The following is a 25,525-nucleotide window of genomic DNA, read 5'->3' as shown; positions in this document are numbered from 1 at the left end:
TCATGAGTGAATTTAAAAATAGAATTGAATCTCAGCGTGATGCTGTAAAAATCGTGAATAGTTTTAATTTATATAAAGAGCCTCTTTTTAGTCTTACCGAAAAGTCAATAATAAGATGGACATCCGCTAATTTGATCGACCCTAAAGCTAAACATGTGGATTTGATTATGCAAGCATCTAAGAAATTGTTCTTTTTAGCTAACAAAAGTCAGGAACAAATCACTGAAGATTACAAAAAACTTTCGAAAGATGTTGAACTGATTTTTACAGAAATAAATAAAGAAATGAAGCGCTTAGCATAGGCTGGCAAGTCAACAACTTTACATTATGTCGAGAATTACTCCTTGGAGAGCGAGAAATTTATCACGTGTGGGTGTTGTTGTTATTTGAATTTGGTAGGCACCCAAGGCTTCGCTGGCATACGACGACCGCCACGAAATGGCAAAGGATGCTCTTTAGGTGGGTAAAACTTTGGGGAATCAATTCGGCCGTGGCGTTCAACGAGCTGACGATGTTCGTCGCGCCAATACGCAAAACTGAGCAATTCTTTCGGATTAAACTCGCGTCGTTCAGGCGTGATCAAGGTAGCACGGTCAAAGTGCACCTTAAATCCATTCCAACGATAGTCTAACGGCAAGTAATCGCGAGCGTGGATGTTCATCAATTTTTCGGCCATCGGGTTCACAGGGACTTCACCTGAGAGCCATCGTTGGACTGTGATTGGTTGAACGTGAAAAAAGGCCGCGGCGTCGTGGATATCACCAAAGTGATCGTGCACGAGATCCGCAAAGTGTGGCGTGAGCATGTGATCTCCTTCAAAAATTAAGACAAGCGCGCAAAGTTTTTTTTCTCCTTATAAAGTGTGTTTGTAGTAGAAAGTCTCTGGAAACGGCAACACGTGAGCGCAAAAATCAGAGACACGAAAACAAAGTATAGCCAACAATATTGAACTCAACGTGCATAAACGTGCAGATAAAATCCATAAAACCAACGACATTAAGGACTTAGTCCGGCGCCGTGTGCAAAATCTGCAAGGACTAAGGCATTGAAACCCCTCAGATTTCACATGCAGTGACTGCGTATTATGTATATTATGTTAAATGGTGTTTGGTGTTTATAAGGCCGGTATCTTTGTGCGATGCCCTGCCTCTTGTTTATCTACCAAATCGATGTTCTATTTAACAGTAAGGCTATTTACCATAAAATACCTAATAAACATATTTCCTAATCTTCGATTAAGAATACGTTTATTAGACTTCAAGCATTAATCGATCAATTGCTTCTGTGATCTCTTTAGTTCTTACTGGCTTGGTCACGAAATCATTCATGCCGACATCTAAGCACGAACATTTGTCTTCTACTGATGTGTGTGCTGTTAGCGCAACGATTGGTGTTTTGATGTTTGCGTCTCTCATGTATTTGGTTGTGGTTAATCCATCCATGACCGGCATCGACACATCCATTAAGATAATGTCTATTGATTCGTTGCCTCTTTCAATAAAGCCAATCGCTTCTTCACCATTACTTGCGATGAAAACCTCGTGGCCTTGTCTTGTAAGGATTAACTTTATCACCATTTGATTCGTTGGATTGTCTTCGACAACTAACACTGAATAACGGCTTCTTAACTCTCGTGAAGATTCGTCTTCTTTGTTAGCCAGATTATTCGTAACTCTAGTAAGCACTGGCAACTGTACTTCGAATTTGGAGCCTTTTCCAGGCTCACTCTTTACCGATATGCGCCCGCGCATCAGTTCAACCAGTCTTTTAGTGATGGCCAAGCCTAAACCTGTGCCACCAAATCTACGTGTGATTGTGCTATCAGCTTGCACAAATGGACTGAACAGCGACGAAAGTTGTTGCGAGCTAATGCCAATCCCTGTGTCTTCCACCGTTATATAGAAAGAGCTCTGCTGGTACTTTATAGAAACATGGACATGCCCACGCTCAGTGAACTTAATCGCGTTACCGATCAAATTAAATAGGATCTGTGCCAAGCGACTTGGGTCGATGTAATGAAGTTCACCTTCAGGGATATCGCTAGTTACTGTTAGCGGCAAACCTTTATCGTCTGCTGTCTTCTTTTGTTCAGATAATACAAAAGTTACAGTGTCTTTTACGTTGCTCCATCGAGGAGCCAACGAGAAACACCCAGATTCAATCTTAGAAAAATCCAATACGTCACTGATAATTGCCAGCAATAGCTCAGATGATGTGCTCATATTAAGCAGTATAGACTGTTGTTCTTCGTTCAATGATGTGGATTTTAGGGCGTCTATTAGGCCAATTATGGCATTTAGCGGTGTTCTTAATTCATGACTCATCATCGCGAGGAATTCAGACTTGGCCTTGTTGGCTCTTTCTGCGTCTTTTCTTGCTGTGACAAGCTCTGCGGTACGTTCTCGAACGGTTGCTTCAAGCTTTTCTTTGTTCTCAATATCGAAAACAGCACGCTCTATCAACGGTCGAAAACGGTTTAGTGTGGCCTTAGTTTCAATACTAAAGTGCTTGGTATTCGAGTGGATAAAGATGATGACGGATTGTGTTAGTCCGCTATCGATACCAGTAATTAGAACAGAGTTGATTTGATCGAGGATAATGGGATGTAAGGAATTGAATTCACCCAGAGACTTGGGTTCAAAAAGGATGGCGCATTCTCCATTGATCACTCGAGATAACTTGCCACAATCACTCCAATTCATCTGTTCGAAGACTTTGTTATTGCTTAGCAGGGTTTTGAAACTGCCTTCGTTCCCTACCCTTGATACCACGATAAAGTCATCAAACTTAATGTATTTTTTGAGCACGAACTCGAGACTGGAGAATATCTCAGATATGTTACTTGCCTTACTGATCGCAGAGATGGTTGATAAGATCACCCTGTTCTCTTCAGCCAGCTTTCGCTCACGGGCTTTTAGTTTTTGCAGTTCAATACGTGCTTCTTGCAGCGCTTCTTGACCTTCAGAACCCATTACTTTTTCAACCTATAAAACGTTGCAGACGATACCATTAAATTCCCGTGTGCATTCTCGCCACCAGAGAGCCTGCCTTGTTCACCAAACGTAAATGGACATATGTATGGGAGCCCATTAAGTGCTTGATTTATTTGGTCACAAACCTCATCCATATCTTGTTTAAGGTTCAACATTGAGCCTGCACAAAAGATATTGATCGCCCCTAGTTTCTCTTCAAGATCCATGTCGTTGTAGTATGAGGAGTGAATGATATTCGCGGCGCGGCTAATCAACTGCTGCTTAGACCCTTGCATCAGGTAGATGGTGTCGCCTTCACTGATGTCTGTGAACAGCTCAATCCCATTACACTCCGTCTCTCTGATCGAATGAGACAATTTGAAATATGGGTAATCGTAAGAAGAGCCGACTTTCCTGCCTAATGGGTAGACTGACGACTTTTCGAATATGTAGCCATCATCACTGCCATCTAAGTGGAAATTAGTCCATTCGTTGTAAACGGTGACGGCTGGCCTGTGGTCTATCTCCAACAAAATTCGGTTTCTTACTTTGGTCACGGTGCCTGAATACCGCGTAGGCGTATGACCCGCGCTGAAAGAGGAATAGATGGACTGAGACGCAAACACTACCGTTAAAGACACACCATTTATAGACAGCGACTCTTCGGTGAAGATACTCCAATTTCCGGAAACCTGGTTGTCTGCAGCACTGCCACCAATAATTGGCACTTCAGTACCAAATTTCTTATCGATAGCCGCCATCACCTTTTCTTCGTTACCCGGTGTGGAATGCAGCAAGATAAGATCAGGAATTTCACCTTCTCGGTTGGCGTTCTTGAGTGCTTTGTCTATCGCGCTGAAGGTACTGCGGTCTATGGAGTCGCTGAAATGTTCGATTCCCGTACCATAGGCGTTGATCCCCGAGTCATAGATGATGAGTACGCCTATCACTGGGCCGGAGTGGAACCCAGTTTCGGTCATAATGCCGTGACAAGTGGTGCAGCCATGTATTGGGGTGTTAGGGAGAGCATCTACGAAATATCTCTGCACAGCGAGTGTTGAGTACTCTTCTGTGCAGTAGCAAATAAGACAGGCAATATCGTCAGGGTTTTCTACCCCATTGAGCAACTCATCTACTGCGATTTTATCGTCTAGGGAATAAGAGACTTTTGATAGAAATTTCATAGATTCCGGGAAACTTTATTAATGTCCTCTTTATAACACTTTAATGCATGGTGTTTCACTGATTTGGTACATATTTCTATCAAAAGAACCGAGGCGTGACTCAGTTTTCCCTCTATTACTCTTTAGAAAGGTTTACGGAAAACGTGCTTATCTGTTGTGGAAATGTAACTGTTATTGAGGAGGTCTTATCATTAGTTTGTAACAGCCAATTCGAAGGCCCTTTTTCTTCTAGAATTCCGCTTTCATTATAGCTAATGATAAATTTGCCAGTTTTAGATGTTTCGATCGAATACCCTAGGTTATTGCTTGAAACTGAAACATTATGATTATCAATACCAAATTTACAAGGTTTTGAAACTATACAGTTTACTGTTTCGTTATTATCGTATGTTACTGTTCTCCAAGTAAATGCAGCTATTAAAATAACCAACATGACGATAATTTGAACAAGCCTGCCTTTTGTTAGCTTTTGTGCCGCCATTATAATCTTTACTCCTTGTTACAAAGTTCAAAGTTTTTAAATAAAAATCCAATTCCAGACCAAGCGTAAGGTTACTACTCTGTCATTGATTTGTTAATTCAAGTATAGTGTCGCGTTGAAAATGCCACTTTTTTTTAAAATCAGCAAGTGGAAATAAAGCCCTGAATAGGCTGAATTTCCTTTTCTAATTTGGGTGGCATTACGACGTGAGTCGTGTTGGAAGTAAAGTGTAGTAAATAAGAAATTGGAAGCATGCAAATGAGCCAAGAAAAGCAGCTTGAACAAAACTACAACTATACGGTCGTCCGTCAATTTACCCTAGTTACAATTTTGTGGGGTATTGTCGGTATGGGCGTTGGTGTTTTGATTGCCGCTCAATTAGTTTGGCCACAGCTAAACTTTGATACGCCGTGGTTGACGTACAGTCGTTTACGTCCCCTGCATACTAATGCGGTTATTTTTGCGTTCGGTACAAGTGCGCTGTTTGCAACATCATATTATGTTGTACAACGTACCTGTCAGACGCGTCTCTTTGGTGGCCCTCTCGTAGCCTTTACCTTTTGGGGTTGGCAAGCGATTATCCTGTCCGCTGCAATTACTTTACCGTTAGGTTTAACCTCTGGTAAAGAATACGCAGAACTTGAATGGCCAATCGATATTGCTATTACTCTTGTGTGGGTAGCTTATGCGGTCGTGTTCTTCGGAACCATGATTAAACGTAAGACATCGCACATTTACGTAGCAAACTGGTTCTTCGGAGCCTTCATTATCACGGTTGCCGTGTTGCACATCGTTAACAGCCTAGCTGTTCCTGTCTCTGCGTTTAAATCGTACTCGATTTATTCCGGAGCGATCGATGCAATGGTGCAATGGTGGTACGGACACAATGCGGTAGGCTTCCTATTGACAGCTGGTTTCCTAGGCATGATGTACTACTTCGTTCCTAAACAAGCTGGTCGCCCTGTTTACTCTTACCGTTTGTCGATTGTTCACTTCTGGGCTCTCGTGTCTCTGTATATCTGGGCTGGTCCTCACCACCTACACTACACTGCACTTCCTGACTGGACTCAATCTCTAGGTATGGTTATGTCTTTGGTTCTGTTTGCTCCATCTTGGGGTGGCATGATCAACGGTATTATGACTCTATCTGGTGCGTGGCATAAGCTTCGCTACGACCCAATCCTACGTTTCCTAATCGTTTCTCTATCATTCTACGGCATGTCGACTTTCGAAGGCCCAATGATGGCAATCAAAACGGTTAACGCACTATCTCACTACACGGACTGGACTATCGGTCACGTTCACTCTGGTGCGTTAGGTTGGGTTGCAATGGTTTCTATCGGTTCGGTTTACCACTTAGTTCCTAAACTATTTGGTCAAGAGCGTATGTACTCTGTATCCCTAATCAATGTTCACTTCTGGTTAGCAACGATTGGTACGGTTTTCTACATTGTAGCAATGTGGATCTCTGGCGTGATGCAAGGTCTGATGTGGCGTGCAGTTAACTCTGACGGTACATTAACTTACAGCTTCGTTGAATCTGTAGAAGCGTCTTACCCATTCTACTTTGTACGTTTCTTAGGTGGTTTCATCTTCCTATCTGGTATGTTCTTAATGGCATACAACACGTACAAAACTGTTTCTGCACCTAAAGATAGCCTTAAAGCTATCCCTCAACCGGCTTAAGGAGATTTAGAATGAGCTCAAATTCAAATAATCGCCATGAGTTGGTAGAGAAGAATGTTGGCCTACTAGCGATTCTTATCGTTATTGCTATCAGTTTTGGTGCTTTAGTAGAAATTACCCCACTTATTTTCCAAAAGCAGACTACTGAACCTGTAGAAAATCTACGTGTTTACTCTGCTCTGGAAATGGAAGGTCGTGATATCTACATTCGCGAAGGTTGTAACGTATGTCACAGCCAAATGATTCGTCCTTTCCGCTCTGAAACTGAACGTTACGGTCACTACTCTGTAGCTGGCGAAAGCGTTTGGGAACACCCATTCCTATGGGGTTCTAAGCGTACTGGTCCTGATTTAGCGCGTGTTGGTGATCGTTACTCTGATGAGTGGCACCGCGTTCACCTTATCGACCCTCGCGAACTTGTTCCTGAATCAAACATGCCTGGTTTCCCATGGCTTGCTGAGAATGTACTTGATGGCAAATTGACTAAACAGAAGCTTGAAATCTTCCGTAATCAATTTGGTGTTCCTTACACAGACGAACAAATTGCTAACGCTAAACAAGATGTTGAAGGAAAAACAGAGATGGATGCAATCATCGCTTACCTTCAATCGCTTGGCCACGCAATGAAATAAGGAATAATTATGGACATTATTACATTTCAAAGTGTTTGGACTGTTATTGTTTTTGCTTGTTTCATCGGCATCGTTTGGTGGGCTTTCGGTAAAAATCGTAAGTCGCGCTTCGACGAAGATGCAAACCTAGTGTTCGCTGATGAAGCACCTGCGAAAGATAAAAATCAAGGAGTGACGAAGTAATGAGTACATTCTGGAGTATTTGGGTAACAGTAATCACAATCGGTACATTGATTGGCTGTGCAGCCTTACTTCGTTGGTGTTCCAACGATAAAACAGGTGTAGAAGAAGGTCAGGATATGGGCCATGAATACGATGGTATTCGTGAGCTTAATAACCCGCTACCTAAATGGTGGACATACCTTTTCGTTAGCACAATTGTGTTTGCAGCTGTTTATCTAGCTCTATACCCAGGCCTTGGCAACTTTAAAGGTCTACTAGGTTGGACGAGTTCAAACCAAACAGTTCGTAGCGTAGAAGAGTCTCGCTCTGCAATCGCTGCTGCGCAAGCAAATAAACAGTTAGACGCATACGCGAAAGAGCTTGATGATGCAGACACCTACTTTGGTGAAGCATTCAGAAAGCTAGCTCACGACGAAAATGGTCTACGTTCCGTCCCTGACATTGCATCAGATGCTGATGCAATCAAAGTGGGCCAACGTTTGTTCCTACAAAACTGTTCTCAGTGTCACGGCTCTGATGCACGTGGTCAGAAAGGTTTCCCGAACCTAACTGATGACGCATGGCTATATGGTGGTGAACCACAAGCTATCGTTACTACCATCATGCATGGTCGTGTCGGTCAAATGCCAGGTTGGAAAGACGCTCTTGGCGAAGAAGGCGTAAAAGAAGTAGTTAGCTACACGCTTAGCCTTTCTGGTCGTAGCGTAAACGCACGTGAAGCAGAGGCTGGTAAAGCGCGCTTTGTAGTGTGTGCAGCCTGTCACGGTACTGATGGTAAGGGTAACCCTGCTGTTGGCGCACCTGACTTGACTGACCGCGACTGGCTATTTGGCGATTCTCGCGCTGATGTGACGGAAACAGTCATGTACGGACGTTCTGGTGTAATGCCGGCTTGGAAGGACATCCTCGGTGAGGATAAGGTTCAGCTCGTCTCTGCCTACGTCTGGAGCCTCAGCAACTCAGATAAAGAGTAACATAATAATAACAGCCCCTTCTTAAGGGGCTGTCTTTCTTTTACAGTTATAACCTTAAGTGTTTGTAAAAATTAGTTTTATTTCATTGTATATATTGAGAATAATAATATGGAACAACCTTGGTATAAGCAGTTTTGGCCGTGGTTTTTGATCTTCCTAACCGTTGGCGTTTCTATGCTAACATTGGTTCGAGTCGCGATACTTACCAACCATTCAGTTAACGTTGTCACTGAAGATTACTATAAAAAAGGTAAAGGTATTAATGTCGACATTTCGAAAGTAAATGTTGCTAAAGAGCTTGGCTTATCAGCTTCAGTTAGCGAGAAAGGTAACTCAGTTATCATTACTCTCGACAAAGGCAAACTAGACCACTTCCCTGCTATTAGCGCAATGTTCGTGCACCGAACGCTGCCTGACCGTGATTTTACTCAGCTACTGACCGCTGATGCGAGAGGCAACTACACGTTGACTCTGGATCATGAAATGCAAGGTCCATGGTTTATCGAGCTTTCTCCGCATGATTCTGAATGGTTAGTGCAAGGTCGCATGAACTTCCCTATTGATACTCCTACTCAACTAACGAACTAAATCTTATGTGTGAATCCTGTTATCACTGCGGTGAAGATGTACCAGCGGAAACGGATTTTAAAGTAGAAATCTTAGGATCGGTGCGACCTATGTGTTGTCCGGGTTGCGAAACCGTAGCCCAGACAATCGTTGATAGCGGTCTGGTCTCTTACTACCAATATCGTACCGCTCCAGCTGAAAAAGCGGATCTCGTGCCAGAGCAACTTCTGGCACTCAGTCATTACGACAACGAAGATGTTCAATTGGAGTTCGTCCGTAACTCTGAAAACACCTCTGAAGTGACATTGTCACTAGAAGGTGTCTCTTGTGCTGCTTGTGCTTGGCTTATTGAAAAGCAAGTCTCTTCAAAGTTAGGGGTTGTTAGTATTCGTGTTAATACCACGACTAACCGCGCCCTGCTCAGTTGGGACAACACTCAGACGAAACTGAGCGAGCTGTTGTCTGCAATCCATACCTTAGGCTACAAAGCCGCACCTTTTGAGGCTGATCAACAAGAAGCCGCCTATCATCGATCGATGAAGAATTATCTCTATCGTCTTGGCATTGCTGGTTTAGCAACCATGCAGGTCATGATGCTGGCTGTTGCGCTTTATCTTGAAGTCTTTGGTAACCTTGAGCCCGAATTCAAAAGCTACTTCCGTTGGGTGAGCTTAATCTTTGCAACACCGGTTCTGCTCTACTCTGCATTGCCTTTCTATATCAACGCGTGGCGTAGCCTCAAAGGTCGAACATTGGGTATGGATGTACCTGTGTCGATCGCTCTTTTGTTTGCCTACGTTGCAAGTTTGGTCGCAACGGTGACAGAGAAAGGTGAAGTATTCTTCGAATCTATCTCGATGTTTACCTTCTTCCTACTGCTTGGTCGTTTCCTTGAAATGCGCGCTCGTCGTAAAGCCGCCGCTGCTAGTGGTAACCTGCTTAAGCTCGTTCCTGCTATGGCAACAACGTTAGATGGCGAACAAGTTCCAGTCAAAACCTTAAAAGTTGGCGACCAAATTCGCGTTCTACCGGGTGAGCACATTCCTGCCGATGGCAAAGTATTGTCTGGCAGAGTTCATATCGATGAATCGATGCTGACTGGCGAATCTATCCATGTGGTCAAAAACGAAGGCGATACTGTCTACGCTGGTACATTGAATGGTGATGAGTCGTTTGAATTGGAAGTGATGACATCAAAAGCGGATTCGGTGATTTCCAACATCGTTCGCCTGCAAGACGAAGCGCAACTGTCTAAACCTCGCATTGCAGAAATTGCTGATGTTGTGGCTCGATACTTTGTTGCGGTTATCTTAATCATCTCATTCGGCACTTGGTTTTACTGGCACCAAACACGACCAGAAGACGCTTTCTGGATCATGCTTTCGGTATTGGTCGCAACGTGTCCTTGTGCTCTGTCACTGGCAACACCGACGGCGATTACCTGTTCCACTTCTCGCATGGGTAACTTCGGTATTTTGCTGCGCAAAGGCCACGTATTCGAAACCTTGTGCAAAGTGAATCACTTGATCATCGATAAAACAGGTACATTGACTGAGGGTGATATTCGTATCAGCCAAGTTGAAACCTTCGCTGAACTTGATAAAGACACTTGTCTCAAAGTAGCGGCGAGCCTGGAACAACACGCTAACCACCCTATCGCTAAAGCGTTCAAGACTCATCTTTCTGATGAGATCGAAGTAGAGTCAGTTAATAACGTGATTGGTTCAGGTATCACTGGTGAGTGGAATGGCCAAGAAGTTGCGATTGGTAGTAGTGAATTCATTCTAGGTGAAGCTCAACCATCGGAAAGCAACGGCATTTACTTGTCGATGGCGGGTCGTCATATCGCTACATTTACTTATGAAGATCCAATCCGTAAAGAAAGCATCGAGTTTATTAAGCAATTTAAAGAAGCGGGCATCAAAACAACTCTGCTTACTGGCGATTCTTTGATTAACGCGAAGCCTGTTGCTGAAGAGATTGGTATTACTGATATTGTTGCTAACGCGAAACCTGAAGATAAACTTGCTTACCTGAACTCTCGAGATGCAAGTGACATTACCATGATGGTTGGCGATGGCATTAACGATGCCCCTATTCTTGCAGGTGCCCACCTTTCTGTCGCTATGGGCGGCGGTACAGACGTGGCGAAAGCTTCTGCGGATATGGTGTTACTGGGTGATAAGCTCGATAGATTACTTAAGTCGCGTACTTTGGCGTTAAAAACACGTAAGATAATTCGTGAAAACCTAGCTTGGTCATTAGGATATAACTTACTTATCCTTCCATTGGCTGTCGCGGGTTTGGTTGCTCCATACATTGCCGTTGTGGGCATGTCTGCCAGCTCTATTATTGTTGTGTCTAACTCGTTAAGGCTTTTAAAAGAGCAAGGTAAATAATGGAAAGTTTATACATCCTGATCCCCATTGCGATTGTACTGGTGTGCATCGCTGTTGGTATTTTTCTATGGGCGGTGAAGAGCGAACAGTTTGAAGACCTAGAACGTCAAGGTCACAATATACTGTTTGATGAAGACGAAAAGGCTCACAACCATTCTGATAGTAAACCTGCCAAGAATGAGAAAGCTAACAGCGAAAGCCAAACTAACGTAGACAAAAAGAACGATGACGCCTGATTGGATCGGAGCCTTTGTTGTTGGATTGATCGGCGCAGGCCACTGCATGGGAATGTGTGGTGGTATTGCGTCGCTTCTTTCGATTGGCAACAGTAAACCTTCCCCTGTTATTCCCCTACTTTATAACCTAGGGCGCTTGCTAAGTTATGCCGTGATTGGTGGTGTGATTGGCGGTGCAATCTCTTCGATAGGTCAGCTAAGCGATTTTAACGCTCTGCTAGGTTGGCTGCGATTATTTGCAGCTGGCTTTATGATCGTCTTAGGTTTGTATATCGGTAAATGGTGGTTCGGCTTGTTGTTCTTTGAAAAAGTCGGGCAGAAACTATGGCGCTATATCTCTCCTTTAGGTAAATCATTTCTACCCTTGAAGCACCCTAGCCATGCTTTGCCGTTTGGCTTTATTTGGGGTTGGCTACCATGTGGCTTAGTTTACTCAATGCTTACGTGGGCGGCCGTATCAGGAAGTTGGTACAACGGTGCAGGTATTATGCTTGCTTTCGGTTTAGGTACGCTTCCAGCAATGCTCACAGTAGGCATGGGCGCTAATTTCCTCAAAAAACTGCAACAAGCTGACTTATTTCGCCAATTAGGCGCAATTTTAATCCTCCTTTACGGTTTCTATACCGGATATATGGCATTGCAGCTCATTATTTATACCGTATAGGTAATCTTTAAATCCGGTTTTTTTACTACCCAACTGGATAAAGGAATGCTAAAATATTGACGTATATCAAATAGTGAAAGATTGTTATGATTTCTGAAAAGCCTGTGACGAAACGTGTTCAGTCTGGTGGCTGTGCGATCCATTGCCAGGATTGTAGTATTAGCCAGCTCTGTATTCCGTTTACTTTGAATGAATCTGAACTCGATCAACTTGATCAGATCATTGAGAGAAAAAAGCCTATTCAAAAAGGCCAAGAGTTATTTAAAGCCGGTGACGAGCTTAAATCTCTATATGCTATTCGCTCTGGAACGATCAAGAGCTACACGATTACTGAGCAAGGTGATGAGCAGATTACTGCGTTCCACCTAGCGGGCGATCTTGTTGGCTTCGATGCGATTACTGGTGACCAACACCCTAGTTTCGCACAAGCGCTAGAAACTTCTATGGTATGTGAAATCCCATATGAGATTCTTGATGACCTATCAGGAAAAATGCCTAAATTGCGTCAGCAAATTATGCGCCTGATGAGTAATGAGATTAAAGGTGACCAAGAAATGATTCTGCTTCTTTCTAAGAAGAACGCGGAAGAGCGCCTTGCTGCATTCCTTTATAACCTTTCTACTCGCTTCTCTCAACGTGGCTTCAGCCCGCGTGAGTTCCGCCTAACGATGACTCGTGGTGATATTGGTAACTACCTTGGTTTGACTGTTGAAACAATTAGCCGTCTTCTAGGCCGTTTCCAAAAAGCAGACATCTTGAGCGTTAAAGGCAAATATATCACTATCGAAGATCACGATGCGTTGATGGAACTTGCTGGCGTTTCAAAAGAATAGTCTAGATATCAATGATGTAGTTCAATAATGAGCTACATCATGTTTCTCTCTTAAAACCTCTTATATTTCTCTTAATCTCTCCATAACTACGCTACATTATTTATATGTTCGGTCTGAAAAGTAGGCTTAGTTATGAGTATCTATAACAAAATTTTAGTTGTCGCAGACATTAATCACGATGAGCAACCTGCTCTAGTTCGTGCTATCCAACTTGCTAAGAAAAGCACCTCAACAAGCCACATCACTTTCTTTTTGTCGATATACGACTTCTCGTATGAAATGACATCTATGCTCTCTATCGATGAAAGAGACGCAATGCGCAAAGGCGTAATTCATCAACGCGAAATTTGGATGAATAAAGTCGCAGAACCTTACCTAGATGATTCTATTGAATTTAATGTACAAGTGGTTTGGCACAACCGCCCATACGAAGCGATCATTGCCGAGGTTTACAGTGGTGAGCACGACATCTTAATCAAAGGCACGCGTAAGCACGATACCTTGGAATCTGTCATCTTTACTCCAACCGATTGGCATTTATTGAGAAAGTGCCCTAGCCCAGTGCTATTGGTTAAAAACGATTTCTGGCCAGATCACGCGAAGATTTTTGCTTCAGTTCATGTAGGTTCTGAAACAGAAGCTCATTTAGAGCTTAACGATACGATGGTCGACAGATTGCTAGAGATCACCGGTCGTTTGGATGCGGAACCGTTCTTGGTGAATGCCTACCCTGTGACACCTGCGAATATTACCATTGAACTGCCAGAGTTTGATCCAACGTCTTATACCGATGCGGTTCGTGGCCATCACTTAACGGCAATGAAAGCATTGCGCCAGAAGCACGGTATGTGTGAAGAACAAACTGTGGTTGAACAAGGCTTGCCAGAAGATGTTATTCCTCGCGTCGCTTCTGAAAATAACGCTGCGATGGTGATTCTGGGTACAACGGGTCGTACTGGCTTGTCTGCCGTGTTTATTGGTAATACCGCGGAACATGTTATCGATAAGATTAACTGTGATGTGTTGGCTCTTAAACCGTCTGGTTACGTCAGCCCACTAGACCCTAACCTTTCGAAAGGTTAGGTCAGGGATAGTTTAACTTATAAAAAAACGCCTCAAGCATTGCTTGAGGCGTTTTTGTTTGTCTGTTGTAGGCGCATCTATTGCTCTACAACGATTATTCTTATTATACGTTCGTTACGTCGATGAACATTGACTCATCGATGTTAGAAGATGAAATTTCAGCTTCTTCGAATTCGTACGCTTTGCGGTCTTCACTACGGTCTAGTGGAAGGTTCACGAAGTCAAACAGCTCGCGGTCAGCCAGTTGGCTTGGACTTACGTTCTGGATTGACTTGAAGATCTTCTCAACACGACCTGGCGTTTTCTTATCCCAATCAATTAGCATCGCTTTAATGTTCTGACGCTGTAGATTCTCTTGAGAGCCACATAGGTTACAAGGAATGATTGGGAACTCTTTATGTTCTGCGTATTTGATTAGGTCCGTTTCACGACAGTAAGTCAGTGGACGAATAACAACGTTACGACCATCATCTGAACGAAGCTTTGGTGGCATAGCCTTTAAGCGCGCACCGTGGAACATGTTTAGGAACATGGTCTCAACGATGTCGTCTAGGTGGTGACCCAGAGCGATCTTAGTTGCACCAATCTTCTCTGCGAATGAGTACAAAGTACCACGACGAAGACGAGAACATAGGCCACACGTTGTTTTACCTTCTGGCACTTTCTCTTTAACCACTGAATACGTGTCTTTATCTACGATGTAGTAAGGAATGTTCAGCGTTTCAAAGTACTCAGGAAGAATGTGTTCAGGGAACCCAGGTTGTTTTTGATCTAGGTTTACTGCCACAACATCAAATTTGATCGGTGCTGCTTCACGTAAACGTAGCAAAATATCTAACATCGCAAATGAATCTTTACCGCCACTAATACATGCCATTACTACGTCATTCTCTTCGATCATGTTGTAGTCGATGATGGCATTTCCAACATTTCTTCTCAGACGTTTCTGAAGTTTGTTGAATTCAAGTGTTTCTTTTCTATTATCGTTTTGGTTCATTGCGACTCTCACACCGTCGTATTACCGACTGTAGATTGCTAGTGGGACTGTTTTAGGGCGTGGATTATACGGATTTTTATTTGATGTTGAAATAGTAACGGCCGGATAAACAAGCTGAGTAATAGAAAGATTCTGCTTTTATTGTTCGATAAGCGCCTAAACGGCAGAGAAACGCGGCTTCACAAGCTCTCGGTTGGTATCATAGATAAAGAAAAGCAGCCTGATCTTATTCGATGAGGCTGCTTTAAGATATGTCGCAAAAACTTAGGGGGATGATTTCGCTAAGCTTTTACTTCACTAACAATGATTCTGTTAAAAATTATTGCGCGGGAATGTACGGCAATACGCGAACTGTTGGTTCTGGCAACGTGATGCTGTCACTTCCATTCAGTTCTTCTAAGGTGAATTTCGCACGTCCTTCTTTGATTGGTAGTTGCTTGCCATTTGAAAGCTCGATGTTGCCTTCCAGCTTATTAGCGAACTCTAGCGTTAACCCTTGGATATCTGGCGTGAACCAACCAGAGAAAATACCGCTGACGTCTTCAAGCATCGCCTGCATCTGTGGCAATAGATTTTCTATCTGTGTAACTTCAACAGTTCCAACTAAAGGCTCTTGAGTCATCACGACCAAAGAATACGCACATTCTTGTTCTTGAGTTTGTACAAAGATAAGAGGGTTTGCTGAACGAAGGTTTTGATCTACCGGTAGAAGCAGTTCATTGGCCGGAGAGACTTTTAGCTCTTCGTAGTGCTCTTCTTTTTCCATCCAAGCTTTGCTGATGTGACAGGTTTGCTGAGCTTGTTGATCAACAAAGAAGACCGCAACTTTGACATCATCATGCCCTTCTTTGGTGTTGTTTTTCAGCTGAGTATAAAGCTTAGAATACGTGAACATGTATTCTTGCGCTGAAGCAGGAAGAGAAACCCCAAGGCTTAATGAGGCTAATAAAGCGAGTGCTGTCTTTTTCATTATTATAATCTTGTCGAAGTTGAGCGTTTATAAATAGAAAGAGCAGCCAATGAGCTGCTCTTTTTGTGATATTACTGGTATAAGCCGACTATCGAAGGCAACCAAGTTGGTATCAAAATGAGTTACTTTTTCCAGTATACCTCGTTGTGACGGATCATAGCTTGTAAATCAGTCACATAGTCGGAACCTCGCTCAGAATATTTTAACAAGCCATTGGTTAGCTCTGTCGCCGTTGCGGTTGTTAAAAGATCATCACCTTGCGCATCAAGTTTTGCACGAATCACTCTTAGATCGGCGTAAGCACGATTACGATTAAGGTTCATGAAGTAACGATGTACGGATTCTTGGCTTGAAGAGAATGTTGCGACTTCATGCGAGCTACCTTCGTTACGTTGTAGCGGAACAAGGCCACAACCTTTGGTGTAACACCAGTGTCCAAAATAGTTATTTGCTTTAGTGGCGAAACGAGATGTACCCCAAGCTGATTCATTGGCCGCCTGAGTTAACACAAGCGCTTCAGGTAGCACGTTTACACGATTCAACATTTCTTTCAGCCAAGCGTCATCTAAGCCCGATGAAGGTACAGGCAGGCTATACAGCTTCCCTAGTCTCTTTGCGTATGACGCGTCTTCAGAGTCAACATTGTTCAACCCCGTCTCTGAAAGCTTGGTTAGAAACGCACGTTCTTTGGTGATTCGCTTGTTTTCGATGTTGATACTTGGGCGAAGATAAGAAAAGAAGGTGTCTTTCTTTTTATTTACATCTTCAATCGCTGCGAAATCTGGCTTATCAGAAGAGACGGTCAAGTCACCAAAGTTTTGCTCTGAGTCTGAAGCCTTTTGCCCCGCTCGCCTGCGCTCTTCTTCTTGTTGGTAAAGCATTGGGCCAACTAACGAGATCGAGCCAACTAAGGCTAATGCTGTCACTTTTAGCGCAAGTGATTTACTTGCGCTTAATTTAGAGTTGTTATGCATCGAATACCTGTGGGTCTTTATTGTTGCTACCGTTGTGGTCGTCATCGCTCTTTGGACGATCTGAAGCAATCAGTTTCAACTTGATGCCAAACATTTCACGGTAAAGGATTCCTTTCACGTGGAAGAAGAACGGAAGAACGAAGATTAAGCCAATGCCGTACATCATTGCCGCGACGATGAACATCAGCATTACTAATAGGTAGATAGAAGCAACGGTGAAGATTTTTTTGTTGACAGCACGCAGAGAAAGCAGAAGCGATTGCATTGGTGGTACTTTCTTATCGCAAATCAACAGGATTGAGTGGCTGAATGCAAGTGAGAAGTAAATCGACAGAAACGGCAGAATCATACCTGCAATACCTTGAAGCATCAGGCTGAACAGAGTCACAAGAATTACTGGAATCGTAAACTGTAAGCCTTTACCAATGTGGCGTACTTTGGTCTGTAGGCCAGCGGCGTGGCTCATTGCCATTAAACAGATACCGGCATAGATAGGCGCGCTGATCACTTCATAGCTAAAGTTCGCAATAAAAATCGATTCAACGATTTGTGGCGTGAACGACTCTGGGTCGATAACCGCATCCAAGATAACCGCAGGATCACCAAGCTGTAGTTTTAGTGCGATATAAAAGATAGCGAGCTGCACAAACATCAAAGCAATAATCGCTGGGGAAAACGAAAGAAAGTGACTTATCGTATGTTTCCAAGCTTCTTGGAATACAGCCGTTGCTTTGAGCTCATAATCGCCAGAAAGTGCACGGTTGATACTACCGCCCAAATTAAAATCTTTTTCGATGTCGTTGTTCATATTGATACCTAGGTGTGCCGATTAAGCGAAGCCACCTAACTTATTGATAAAAAATTACCTTCATTATACTCATATGTCGGATACAAACTAAAATATGAATCTGTAACAAGGCTTGCTTTTGCGTCTTGATGGTTAATAATTAGACACTTGTTAGGGTGTAAACCCAGTAAATAACAGTATGGTAAAGGATGTTTACTTTTACCTGCGAAATTTTTTATCTTCGAAAGGTAAAAAATGCTTTGAATTCACGTTTTTGGTGATTATGATGCGCGCCTTAAAGGTGTATAGCAACAGGTCTCAAATAGAACCAAGGTGGAGAAAAACAGACGTTGAACGCTAAAAAATCAGTAGGAAAGCCAGTAGTACAGCTAACTGGCATCAGTAAAAGTTTCGATGGTAAGGAAGTCATCGGCAATCTGGATTTAAACGTAAATCATGGTGAGTTTCTCACGATTTTAGGCCCATCAGGTTGTGGTAAAACAACCGTGCTAAGAATGATTGCGGGTTTTGAAACGGCAGATAGTGGTCAAATACTATTAGCTGAACAAAACGTAACCCAAGTTCCTGCTGAACAAAGGCATGTAAACACTGTATTCCAAAGCTATGCCCTATTCCCGCATATGACCGTTTTCGACAATGTGGCATTTGGCTTACGCATGCAGAAAGTTCCAAACAGCGAGATTGAACCTCGTGTAATGGATGCTTTGAAAATGGTGCGCCTAGAACAAATGGCACAACGAAAGCCACACCAGCTATCTGGTGGCCAACAGCAACGTATCGCAATCGCTCGTGCTGTCGTTAATAAGCCTAAAGTTCTTTTGTTGGATGAATCTCTATCTGCTCTGGATTACAAACTACGTAAACAGATGCAAATCGAGCTGAAACAATTACAACGCCAACTTGGTATCACGTTCATTTTTGTAACGCATGACCAAGAAGAGGCGCTGTCTATGTCTGACCGTATTATTGTTATGCGTGATGGCGTGATTGAACAAGACGGAACACCAAGAGAGATCTACGAAGAGCCTAAGAACCTATTTGTAGCGCGTTTCATTGGTGAAATTAACGTATTCGAAGCGACAGCGAAATCTCGTCAAGATGAAAAACGCATTGTTGCGACAATCGAAGGTGAAGAGTCCATTATCTATCACGATAAAGACGTAACACCGGGTCAAAAACTGCAAGTATTGCTTCGACCTGAAGATCTTCGAATCGAAGAAATTAAAGAGTCAGAGCAACGCGGTATTGTTGGCCACATTGTCGAGCGAACCTATAAAGGCATGACATTAGATTCAGTCGTAGAACTTGAATCTGGTATGCGTGTCATGGTTAGCGAATTCTTCAACGAAGATGACCCTGATGTTGATCACTCACTGGGCCAAAAAGTTGCAGTAACTTGGGTTGAGAGCTGGGAAGTGGTATTAGAAGATGAGCAAGAAGTTTAATTTACAAAACGCAATTGTTGCTTTAATCACAGGTTGGTTAGTGTTGTTCGTGATGATTCCAAACATCATGATCATTGGTACTAGCTTCTTAACTCGTGATGAAGCGAACTTGATCGAGATGACCTTCACTCTCGATAACTACGTGCGTTTGGCTGACCCGCTGTATTTTAAAGTGTTGATGCACTCTTTCTATATGGCAATTGTCGCAACCCTACTTTGTTTGATTATTGGTTACCCATTCGCTTACATCGTGGCAAAAATGCCGGCGAAGTGGCGTCCAATCATGTTGTTCCTAGTGATAGTACCATTCTGGACGAACTCTTTGATTCGTACATACGGATTAAAAATTGTACTGGGTACGCAAGGTGTCTTGAACAAAAGCTTGTTAGCGTTAGATATCATTGATAAACCGCTACGTATCATGTACTCAGAAACCGCAGTAATGATCGGTTTAGTGTACATCCTACTTCCGTTTATGATTCTGCCGCTGTATTCAGCGATTGAAAAACTGGACGATACGTATTTAGAAGCGGCTAAAGATTTAGGTGCGAACAAACTGCAAACGCTATTGAAAGTGGTACTACCACTAACAATGCCGGGCATTATTGGCGGCTGTTTGTTAGTGCTACTGCCAGCGTTAGGTATGTTCTACATCTCTGACCTATTAGGCGGAGCTAAGAACCTATTGATTGGTAACGTGATTAAGAGCCAAGTGCTCAACGCTCGAGACTGGCCGTTTGGCGCAGCGACGAGTATCGCACTGACCATGGCAATGGCTGTGATGCTGTATGCCTACTACCGAGCAGGTAAGCTATTGAACAAGAAAGTGGAGCTAGACTAATGGGGCGCACAGTTAAGTTCAGCTTTATGGCGCTGGTATACGCCTTTCTATACCTACCTATTATCGTATTGATCGCTAACTCGTTTAATGCCAATAAGTTTGGTATGAAATGGGGTGGCTTCACCACTAAATGGTATGACGCGCTTATTAACAACGACAGCCTAATGCAGGCTGCGTGGCACTCGATCAACGTAGCGGTGTTCTCAGCAACAGCCGCAACGATTGTCGGGAGCCTTACAGCAGTAGCCCTATTCCGTTACCAATTTAAAGGTAAAGGCATCGTAAATGGCATGCTGTTCATCGTAATGATGTCTCCAGATATCGTAATGGCGATTTCGCTTCTTGCGCTATTCTTGGTAATGGGTGTTCAACTTGGGTTCTTTACCCTACTTGCTGCTCACATTACCTTCTGTCTACCGTTTGTTGTAGTAACGGTATACAGTCGCTTGAATGGCTTTGATGTGAAGATGCTAGAAGCAGCAAAAGACTTAGGTGCAAGTGAATGGACGATTCTAAAACAGATCATTCTGCCTCTTGCTAAGCCAGCGGTTGCTGCGGGTTGGTTATTGAGCTTCACTCTGTCTTTGGACGATGTAATCATTAGCTCTTTCGTAACCGGCCCAACGTATGAAATCTTACCACTGAAGATTTACTCAATGGTTAAAGTGGGTATCTCTCCTGAGGTAAACGCCCTAGCAACAGTGATGTTAGTGGTGTCGTTAATACTGGTGATCATTTCTCAGTCATTAGCGAGAGAAAAAATCAAGTAAGTCTCCTACTCTATATAGAGACTGGCTTGATTAAGAAGTTAAGAGACTTCAAGTTCAAAAAAAGTGTTAATCATAAACAGAATGGTAAATTGCTATTCTGTTTTTCTATCTACTGCCTTCGGGCAACGTTTAGTTTGGAGCTAACGTCAATGAAAAAATGGGCTACTCTATTAGCTGGTAGTGCATGTGCGCTTTCAATGTTATCTGCACCATCATTTGCAAAAGATAACAAAGAATTGGTATTCATGAATTGGGGACCTTACATCAACAGTGAGATTCTAGAACAGTTCACTGATGAAACTGGTATCAAGGTGATCTACTCGACTTACGAGTCGAACGAAACCCTGTACGCAAAGCTAAAAACACACAACAAAGGCTATGACCTAGTTGTGCCGTCGACTTACTTCGTATCTAAGATGCGTGACGAAGGTATGCTACAAAAGATCGACAAAACTAAGCTGAACAACTTCAAGAATCTAGATACTAACTATCTAGATAAGCCGTACGACCCAAGCAACGACTACTCTATTCCACACGTAGTTGCGATCACAGGTCTTGCTGTTAACACTGACATGTACGATCCAGAAGATTTCCAAAGCTGGGCTGATCTATGGAAGCCAGAGCTTGAAGGTCAACTGATGATGATGGACGACACTCGTGAAGTGTTCCACATCGCACTGCGTAAGTTAGGTTACTCTGGTAACACAACCAACGAAAAAGAGATCGACGAAGCGTACGCTGAGCTACAAAAGCTTATGCCAAACGTTCTAGTATTTAACTCAGATAACCCAGGCGCGCCTTACATGTCTGGTGAAGTGGGTCTTGGTATGCTGTGGAACGGTTCTGCTGCTGCAGCGCAAAACGAAGGTCTACCAATCAAACTGGTTTTCCCTAAAGAAGGCGGTATCGGTTGGGTTGATAACTTTGCGATTAGCTCTGGTGCGGTAAACGTAGAAGCAGCTCATAAGATGATTGATTTCCTACTTCGCCCTGAAATTGCTGAGCAAATTTCTCGTGACACAGGCTACCTAACGGCCGTTAAAGCGTCTAACGAGAAGTTCAAAGATAGCCCTGCGCTATTCCCATCGCAAGAAGACCTTGATCGTGTTGAATGGCAAGCTGCGGTTGGCGATAAGACAGTGAAGTACGAAGATTACTTCATGAAACTTAAAGCAGGTCAGTAATTTAGCTTATTATCTAACTGTGGCTAAGTAACCAGTTTACTTAACAGGTCAACGTAGATAATCAATAAGTTAAAAATAAGAATATCAATGAATAGGCAGCTTAGGCTGCCTATTTTATTATATCGCTGCTATAATATAGCGCGATTTTTCGAAATCCTTTACCTTGGGTTCACTACCCAGCTCCAAATCAAACAAATGAACGGAACAGTAATGAAAAAAACACTGTATACCGGCGCATTGTGTGCTGCTACTTTACTTTCTACACCCTCTTTCGCAGCTGACCAAGAACTGTATTTTTACAACTGGTCTGAATATATTCCAAATGAAGTACTAGAAGACTTCACAGAAGAGACGGGCATTAAAGTCTACTACTCAACTTATGAGTCTAACGAAAGCATGTACGCTAAGTTAAAAACTCAAGGTACGGGTTACGACTTAGTGGTTCCTTCTACTTACTTCGTTTCTAAGATGCGTAAAGAAGGCATGCTTCAAGAGCTTGATAAAACCAAGCTAAGCCACTTTGCAGATTTGGATCCAAATTACTTAGATAAGCCATTTGACCCAAATAACAACTACTCAATCCCATACATCTGGGGTGCGACGGGTATTGGTATCAACTCAGACATGCTAGACAAGTCTTCAGTTAAAAACTGGGGCGATCTGTGGGATACGCAGTGGGAAGGTCAACTGATGATGATGGATGACTCTCGTGAGGTTTTCCATATCGCTCTATCTAAACTGGGCTACTCTCCAAACACGACTAACCCTGAAGAAATCAAAGAAGCCTACGAAGAACTTCGTAAGCTAATGCCAAACGTATTGGTATTTAACTCAGATTTCCCAGCGAACCCTTACCTAGCAGGTGAAGTGTCTCTTGGTATGCTTTGGAATGGTTCTGCTTACATGGCACGCCAAGAAGGCGCAACGATTGACATTATCTGGCCAGAAAAAGGCGCTATCTTCTGGATGGACAGCCTAGCAATTCCAGCAGGCGCTAAGAACACTGAAGCGGCTCATAAGATGATCGACTTCCTTCTTCGCCCAGAGAACGCTGCGAAAATTGCTCTAGAGATCGGTTACCCGACACCAGTTAAAACCGCTTACCCTCTTCTTCCTAAAGAATTTGCTGAAGACAAGAACGTTTTCCCACCACAATCAGTGATGGATAACGGTGTGTGGCAAGATGAAGTTGGTGAAGCGAGCGTTATTTATGACGAGTACTTCCAAAAACTTAAAGTAAACAACTAAGTTATTGTTAGTTAAGAAGTTAAGTAAATAAAGCGGCGTAAGCCGCTTTATTTTTTCAGATTCAGAAACTGATGTGTGTTATTAAAGACAAGGCTTAGGCCGTTAAAGAACCTTTCTCTGTACATAATAACTCGCCAACCAGTTTAGGCACCTCGATACTCGCCTTGCCGTAGCGCTTCTCTTCAAATTCACTTTCAACCGCACTTGGTTCGAGGTTTATCTCGATAGTATGTGCACCATGCATTTTCGCATCGTGAACAAAGCCTGCCGCTGGATAAACAACACCTGAAGTTCCGATAGAGATAAACAGATCCGCTTCTTCCAGTGCGGAATAAATGTCGCCCATTCTTAGTGGCATTTCGCCAAACCAAACAATATGTGGACGCATTTGTGCAGGGATTTGGCAGCAATGACAAAGTTCACCCGTTTCAATATCGCCTTTGTGCTCTACAACTTGATTGGATTCACTGCAACGCGCTTTTAAAAGTTCACCATGCATGTGAATAATGTTGTTGCTACCGCCTCTCTCGTGCAAATTGTCGATGTTTTGAGTAATGATGGTAACTTTGCCATCAAGCTTGTCTTCGAGCTCTCCTAGCGCCTTGTGGGCTGAATTGGGCTGAATGCTCTCACTTTGCAGGCCGTGACGACGCTTGTTATAGAAGGCTTGTACCAAGTCAGGATCTTTTGCGAACCCTTCAGGCGTCGCTACATCTTCGATTTTGTGGTTTTCCCATAGCCCGTCTTGTGCTCGGAATGTTTGTATCCCCGACTCTGCAGAGATGCCAGCGCCAGTAAGAATTACGATATTTCGATATGGGAAATGCATATAACGTCCTTTTAGATATGTCACTTTGTAACAGCTTAGCACTGTTCAAATTCCAACAATAGTTTTGGGGATTAGACCATAGTCTTAGGCAACTGAATTCATTGGCTATTTGTGACATAACTCGCTTGATAGTTGTGGTTGTTGTTACTCAAATTCTCTGTTTTGCTATCCATAGAAACAAAAAAGCGACCGAAGCCGCTTAGTTCTGTTCAACAGTTGTCTACTTGATGTGCTTTACCCCACCAAGTGAACAACGTTAGTCTTCGTTGATAGAAGAGATCTTATGGATAGAAAGATCCGCACCGTTGAATTCATCTTCTTCACTTAAGCGTAGGCCTGTTAGTTTGCTCAACACACCATAAACAATCATTGCGCCAATCAAAGCCACAGCAATGCCCGCTAGTGTACCGACAACTTGAGAAGCAAAGCTCACGCCCCCTAGCCCCCAGAATGTTTGCGAGCCGAAGATACCCGCTGCAATGCCACCCCAAGCGCCACATATGCCGTGTAGAGGCCATACACCTAATACATCATCAATCTGTGTTTTGTTTTGCATATAAGTAAATAGGTAAACAAACAGCGCACCTGCCACACCGCCCGTCACCAAAGCGCCAAGTGGGTGCATCAAATCTGAGCCCGCACAGATAGCGACGAGACCAGCCAAAGGACCATTGTGGATGAAGCCCGGGTCATTTTTACCTGCAATTAGAGCCGCAAGAATACCGCCAACCATGGCCATGAGAGAGTTCATTGCCACGAGACCGCTGATGCCATTGATCGCTTGAGCTGACATCACGTTAAAGCCAAACCAACCCACACATAAGATCCAAGAGCCTAGTGCTAAGAATGGGATATTCGATGGTGCGAAGTTGGTGTGTTTGCCTGCACGGATTCGACCTTTACGCATCCCTAAGAAGTAAACTGCGACCAAAGCAATCCAACCACCTACGCCGTGAACCACTACCGAGCCTGCGAAGTCATGGAACACGTAACCAAACTGACCTTCTAGCCAATCTTGGAATCCAAAGTTGCCGTTCCAAATGATGCCTTCAAAAAATGGATAGATGAAACCAACCGTAAACAGTGTCGCAATCAAAATTGGATAGAAACGAGCACGCTCTGCGATACCACCAGAAACAATCGCAGGAATTGCCGCTGCGAATGTCATTAGGAAGAAGAACTTAACCAGTTCATATCCGTTGCCTTGCGAAAGTGTTTCTGCGTCTGCAAAAAAGTGTGCACCGTAAGCAACCCAGTAACCGATAAAGAAGTAAGCAATGGCGGAGACACCAAAGTCGGAAAGGATCTTAACCAGCGCGTTGACTTGGTTCTTCTTTCGCACGGTACCGACTTCGAGAAACGCAAAGCCAGCGTGCATCAGGAAGACCATGATTGCGCCGAGTAATAGGAATAAAGTATCTGAACTTTGGGTAAGGGTTTGTACTGCACTATGAACTTGAGTCACCGTTTCACTCATTAAAGCATTCTCCTTCGCTTTATCTGATTTGCACTGATATCGTGCGATTCAATGTTGTAATTAATTAAAGACTCAACAGTGAACGCAA

At 43.3% G+C, this 25,525-nt stretch carries 26 protein-coding genes; 16 read left to right on the top strand and 10 right to left on the bottom strand.

Annotated features, from left to right (window positions below; all coding sequences use genetic code 11):
- The first annotated feature begins 2 nt into the window (after positions 1-2).
- Positions 3-302 carry a hypothetical protein gene (locus AB4249_RS08080; protein WP_229647984.1) on the top strand — a complete coding sequence of 100 codons (300 nt, stop codon included), beginning with the start codon at positions 3-5 and terminating at the stop codon, positions 300-302.
- A gap of 80 nt (positions 303-382) precedes the next feature.
- Here the strand turns inward: AB4249_RS08080 and AB4249_RS08075 are convergent, their stop codons facing one another.
- From AB4249_RS08075 to AB4249_RS08060, 4 genes are all read right to left on the bottom strand, one after another.
- Complete coding sequence (locus AB4249_RS08075; RefSeq protein WP_372102776.1) at positions 383-805, bottom strand: phage protein; 423 nt, start codon at positions 803-805, stop codon at positions 383-385.
- Positions 806-1,250: 445 nt separating this feature from the next.
- Complete coding sequence (locus AB4249_RS08070) at positions 1,251-2,972, bottom strand: ATP-binding protein (protein ID WP_372102774.1); 1,722 nt, start codon at positions 2,970-2,972, stop codon at positions 1,251-1,253.
- On the bottom strand, positions 2,972-4,156 hold the full coding sequence (locus tag AB4249_RS08065; RefSeq protein WP_372102772.1) for an FIST signal transduction protein: 1,185 nt from the start codon (positions 4,154-4,156) through the stop codon (positions 2,972-2,974). Before AB4249_RS08065 ends, AB4249_RS08070 begins: the two co-directional genes overlap by 1 nt.
- A gap of 115 nt (positions 4,157-4,271) precedes the next feature.
- Positions 4,272-4,637, bottom strand: a complete 366-nt coding sequence (locus tag AB4249_RS08060) for a hypothetical protein (protein ID WP_102321161.1) — start codon at positions 4,635-4,637, stop codon at positions 4,272-4,274.
- A gap of 252 nt (positions 4,638-4,889) precedes the next feature.
- On the opposite strand from AB4249_RS08060, the gene ccoN reads away from it, so the two are divergent.
- The 10 genes from ccoN to uspE all read left to right on the top strand — a co-directional run bounded on the left by ccoN (position 4,890) and on the right by uspE (position 13,894).
- Positions 4,890-6,323 carry a cytochrome-c oxidase, cbb3-type subunit I gene (ccoN, locus tag AB4249_RS08055; protein ID WP_009846707.1) on the top strand — a complete coding sequence of 478 codons (1,434 nt, stop codon included), beginning with the start codon at positions 4,890-4,892 and terminating at the stop codon, positions 6,321-6,323.
- An 11-nt stretch (positions 6,324-6,334) separates the two neighbouring features.
- Positions 6,335-6,955: a cytochrome-c oxidase, cbb3-type subunit II gene (gene ccoO, locus AB4249_RS08050; RefSeq protein ID WP_017059643.1), complete on the top strand. Its 621-nt coding sequence runs from the start codon at positions 6,335-6,337 to the stop codon at positions 6,953-6,955.
- A 9-nt stretch (positions 6,956-6,964) separates the two neighbouring features.
- Positions 6,965-7,138 carry a cbb3-type cytochrome oxidase subunit 3 gene (locus AB4249_RS08045; RefSeq protein WP_372102770.1) on the top strand — a complete coding sequence of 58 codons (174 nt, stop codon included), beginning with the start codon at positions 6,965-6,967 and terminating at the stop codon, positions 7,136-7,138.
- Positions 7,138-8,112, top strand: a complete 975-nt coding sequence (gene ccoP, locus AB4249_RS08040; RefSeq protein ID WP_017063857.1) for a cytochrome-c oxidase, cbb3-type subunit III — start codon at positions 7,138-7,140, stop codon at positions 8,110-8,112. The genes AB4249_RS08045 and ccoP overlap by 1 nt, the downstream gene beginning before the upstream one ends.
- A gap of 108 nt (positions 8,113-8,220) precedes the next feature.
- Entirely contained in the window at positions 8,221-8,700 is a 480-nt protein-coding gene (locus tag AB4249_RS08035) for a FixH family protein (protein ID WP_017059641.1), read from the top strand.
- Positions 8,701-8,705: 5 nt separating this feature from the next.
- Positions 8,706-11,078 (top strand): heavy metal translocating P-type ATPase metal-binding domain-containing protein, encoded by a 2,373-nt coding sequence (locus AB4249_RS08030; protein ID WP_136974290.1) that lies wholly within the window; start codon positions 8,706-8,708, stop codon positions 11,076-11,078.
- Positions 11,078-11,314 (top strand): cbb3-type cytochrome oxidase assembly protein CcoS, encoded by a 237-nt coding sequence (gene ccoS, locus AB4249_RS08025; RefSeq protein WP_050649075.1) that lies wholly within the window; start codon positions 11,078-11,080, stop codon positions 11,312-11,314. Before AB4249_RS08030 ends, ccoS begins: the two co-directional genes overlap by 1 nt.
- Complete coding sequence (locus AB4249_RS08020; protein ID WP_017059638.1) at positions 11,304-11,978, top strand: sulfite exporter TauE/SafE family protein; 675 nt, start codon at positions 11,304-11,306, stop codon at positions 11,976-11,978. The genes ccoS and AB4249_RS08020 overlap by 11 nt, the downstream gene beginning before the upstream one ends.
- 86 nt (positions 11,979-12,064) lie before the next feature.
- Positions 12,065-12,811 carry an FNR family transcription factor gene (locus AB4249_RS08015; RefSeq protein ID WP_017059637.1) on the top strand — a complete coding sequence of 249 codons (747 nt, stop codon included), beginning with the start codon at positions 12,065-12,067 and terminating at the stop codon, positions 12,809-12,811.
- Between the two features lie 132 nt (positions 12,812-12,943).
- Positions 12,944-13,894: a universal stress protein UspE gene (gene uspE, locus AB4249_RS08010; RefSeq protein WP_017070547.1), complete on the top strand. Its 951-nt coding sequence runs from the start codon at positions 12,944-12,946 to the stop codon at positions 13,892-13,894.
- 103 nt (positions 13,895-13,997) lie between these two features.
- Here the strand turns inward: uspE and ttcA are convergent, their stop codons facing one another.
- The 4 genes from ttcA to AB4249_RS07990 all read right to left on the bottom strand — a co-directional run bounded on the left by ttcA (position 13,998) and on the right by AB4249_RS07990 (position 17,643).
- Entirely contained in the window at positions 13,998-14,891 is an 894-nt protein-coding gene (ttcA, locus tag AB4249_RS08005) for a tRNA 2-thiocytidine(32) synthetase TtcA (protein WP_017059635.1), read from the bottom strand.
- A 319-nt stretch (positions 14,892-15,210) separates the two neighbouring features.
- Positions 15,211-15,861, bottom strand: a complete 651-nt coding sequence (locus tag AB4249_RS08000; RefSeq protein WP_372102767.1) for a DUF2987 domain-containing protein — start codon at positions 15,859-15,861, stop codon at positions 15,211-15,213.
- 122 nt (positions 15,862-15,983) lie between these two features.
- A complete protein-coding gene (locus AB4249_RS07995; RefSeq protein WP_102393736.1) occupies positions 15,984-16,835 on the bottom strand; it encodes a glucosaminidase domain-containing protein in 852 nt (283 codons plus the stop codon).
- Positions 16,828-17,643, bottom strand: coding sequence for a hypothetical protein (locus tag AB4249_RS07990; RefSeq protein ID WP_371724613.1), 816 nt, complete (start codon positions 17,641-17,643; stop codon positions 16,828-16,830). The genes AB4249_RS07995 and AB4249_RS07990 overlap by 8 nt, the downstream gene beginning before the upstream one ends.
- 329 nt (positions 17,644-17,972) lie before the next feature.
- Between AB4249_RS07990 and potA the strand changes: the two genes are divergently transcribed.
- From potA to AB4249_RS07965, 5 genes are all read left to right on the top strand, one after another.
- Complete coding sequence (gene potA, locus AB4249_RS07985) at positions 17,973-19,088, top strand: spermidine/putrescine ABC transporter ATP-binding protein PotA (RefSeq protein WP_017059631.1); 1,116 nt, start codon at positions 17,973-17,975, stop codon at positions 19,086-19,088.
- Positions 19,072-19,929, top strand: coding sequence for a spermidine/putrescine ABC transporter permease PotB (gene potB / locus AB4249_RS07980; protein ID WP_017059630.1), 858 nt, complete (start codon positions 19,072-19,074; stop codon positions 19,927-19,929). The genes potA and potB overlap by 17 nt, the downstream gene beginning before the upstream one ends.
- Positions 19,929-20,699 (top strand): spermidine/putrescine ABC transporter permease PotC, encoded by a 771-nt coding sequence (gene potC, locus AB4249_RS07975; protein ID WP_017059629.1) that lies wholly within the window; start codon positions 19,929-19,931, stop codon positions 20,697-20,699. Before potB ends, potC begins: the two co-directional genes overlap by 1 nt.
- 149 nt (positions 20,700-20,848) lie before the next feature.
- Positions 20,849-21,883, top strand: coding sequence for an extracellular solute-binding protein (locus tag AB4249_RS07970; RefSeq protein ID WP_017059628.1), 1,035 nt, complete (start codon positions 20,849-20,851; stop codon positions 21,881-21,883).
- Between the two features lie 210 nt (positions 21,884-22,093).
- A complete protein-coding gene (locus AB4249_RS07965) occupies positions 22,094-23,131 on the top strand; it encodes an extracellular solute-binding protein (RefSeq protein ID WP_017059627.1) in 1,038 nt (345 codons plus the stop codon).
- 94 nt (positions 23,132-23,225) lie between these two features.
- On the opposite strand, the gene cobB is transcribed toward AB4249_RS07965, so the two are convergent.
- Together cobB and AB4249_RS07955 are read right to left on the bottom strand one after the other, a co-directional pair.
- A complete protein-coding gene (gene cobB / locus AB4249_RS07960; protein WP_017063867.1) occupies positions 23,226-23,960 on the bottom strand; it encodes a Sir2 family NAD+-dependent deacetylase in 735 nt (244 codons plus the stop codon).
- A gap of 256 nt (positions 23,961-24,216) precedes the next feature.
- Positions 24,217-25,437: an ammonium transporter gene (locus AB4249_RS07955; RefSeq protein WP_102320202.1), complete on the bottom strand. Its 1,221-nt coding sequence runs from the start codon at positions 25,435-25,437 to the stop codon at positions 24,217-24,219.
- Positions 25,438-25,525: the final 88 nt, after the last annotated feature.

This window comes from Vibrio sp. 10N.261.55.F4, from assembly GCF_041470465.1.
Classification (GTDB): Bacteria; Pseudomonadota; Gammaproteobacteria; order Enterobacterales; family Vibrionaceae; genus Vibrio; species Vibrio crassostreae_C.
This window is presented reverse-complemented; position numbering and strand designations above follow the sequence as displayed.